Source organism: Aliikangiella maris, assembly GCF_040719265.1.
GTDB lineage: Bacteria > Pseudomonadota > Gammaproteobacteria > Enterobacterales > Kangiellaceae > Aliikangiella > Aliikangiella maris.
The window spans coordinates 1-1,362 of sequence record NZ_JBFDAH010000107.1 but is presented as its reverse complement, the minus strand read 5'-3'; the positions used below and the strand labels follow the sequence as shown (position 1 = coordinate 1,362).

The following is a 1,362-nucleotide window of genomic DNA, read 5'->3' as shown; positions in this document are numbered from 1 at the left end:
CAAGCACTAAAAAGCGGACGATGTTAATTGGGTAAAGTCGTTTAATTCTTGCACAATCTTATGATAAAGAAATTGGCAAGAAGTATGATGGTAAAAAAGTAAACTACAATTTTGCTCGCCACCTCATTGTTTTAGGTGCAAGTCAAAAATATCGAATAATATGAGGTCAGCAGGTTATGCAACCGAACAATAGAAAGAATTATTTACTATTTCATTATCAAGAAGAGATCGAAAAGTTGGAAATAGAAAATGCATTGTTAAAACAACAACTTAGCGACATGCAAAGTCAATATACCCGAGTTATCAAAAAGCTTAAGCGCTCTCAATTCTCCCTTTAATCCGCATCCAATAGATTTCAATATAATGACGTAGCAATCAACAAACTTTGTTTTTCTAAATTAAAAACCCGCTAATTTTAGCGGGCTTATTTATTACAGGGTATTTATATTATTCTAATATTACCGTGGCGCTATTACATCCGTTTCAGCCTGATTGACATCGCCCGTGACATAAACGTTGAAAAGATATGTATAGCTTTGTGCCGGTAAAATAACTTGCGGCACACTACAATCCCCTTGTCCGTTAAGATCGCCATGTACATTATCCACCAGACTATTGATAGTCACGGCATCAACTGCTGAAGTATTATTGATTACAATCACGAAGGTAACATTATTACCAATAAGTCTGCTGGAGGCACCGAAATTGGTACATTAAAACCGCTATCGCAATTACATTTTGATGGCGATCCTGGAAACGCATGTTCTGGACTGGTACACAATTCATTCACACCACTTTGCCGCCAACTGGTACAGTTGGGTAGATTTAAAAAACCATCATTGTTATCATCTTTACACACCGCAGTTAAGGTCACTGTTGGGTGTAATGGATTATGCGCGGGCTTATCAATATCGCCACAAGTATCTTGAATATTTGATATTGTATTTGTGCCAGGAAACGGATCTGTCGTACCATCTAAATCGAGCCAAGGTGGATCGGGTTCAAAATCTAAAGTTGACACACTACACATGCCAGAAATTGCGCCATCATTATTAATATCTCCATCTGTCGCAAAATAAATACCAATATCATGACGTTCTTTTGCATTAACTTCTAAGTCAAAAGTTGCAGTAAAGGTTACCGTATCTCCTCGATAAGCACAGCCATCATCATGAATTGTTAATTGTGGATAGCCATCAGAATTGGAGGCTACACCAGCGATCGCAACATCATTAGCAGTACAGTTTAACGCATAACCTGGTGCTACTGGGTCAACCTGAACTATTACACTATCTATCACTCAGCACAAACAAAGACATCAAAAGCCGGATCACCTACTCTGCCAGCATCAAACCGCTTAAT

3 protein-coding genes are annotated in these 1,362 nt (G+C 38.3%); 1 reads left to right on the top strand and 2 read right to left on the bottom strand.

The features are described 5' to 3' along the window. Positions 1 to 176 precede the first annotated feature (176 nt). Positions 177 to 338: a hypothetical protein gene (locus ABVT42_RS22345; RefSeq protein WP_353898180.1), complete on the top strand. Its 162-nt coding sequence runs from the start codon at positions 177 to 179 to the stop codon at positions 336 to 338. Positions 339 to 458: 120 nt separating this feature from the next. On the opposite strand, the gene ABVT42_RS22340 is transcribed toward ABVT42_RS22345, so the two are convergent. Both ABVT42_RS22340 and ABVT42_RS22335 read right to left on the bottom strand, forming a co-directional pair. Continuing rightward, on the bottom strand, positions 459 to 662 hold the full coding sequence (locus ABVT42_RS22340) for a hypothetical protein (protein ID WP_353898181.1): 204 nt from the start codon (positions 660 to 662) through the stop codon (positions 459 to 461). Further along, the gene (locus ABVT42_RS22335) at positions 659 to 1,300 is read right to left on the bottom strand and encodes a hypothetical protein (RefSeq protein WP_367024547.1); all 642 of its coding nucleotides are present in this window, start codon (positions 1,298 to 1,300) and stop codon (positions 659 to 661) included. The genes ABVT42_RS22340 and ABVT42_RS22335 overlap by 4 nt, the downstream gene beginning before the upstream one ends. Between the last annotated feature and the right edge of the window lie 62 nt (positions 1,301 to 1,362).

Excerpts from the sequence above, each read along its gene's own strand:
- ABVT42_RS22345 (WP_353898180.1), top strand. The coding sequence starts at position 177 with ATGCAACCGAACAATAGAAAGAATTATTTACTATTTCATTATCAAGAA.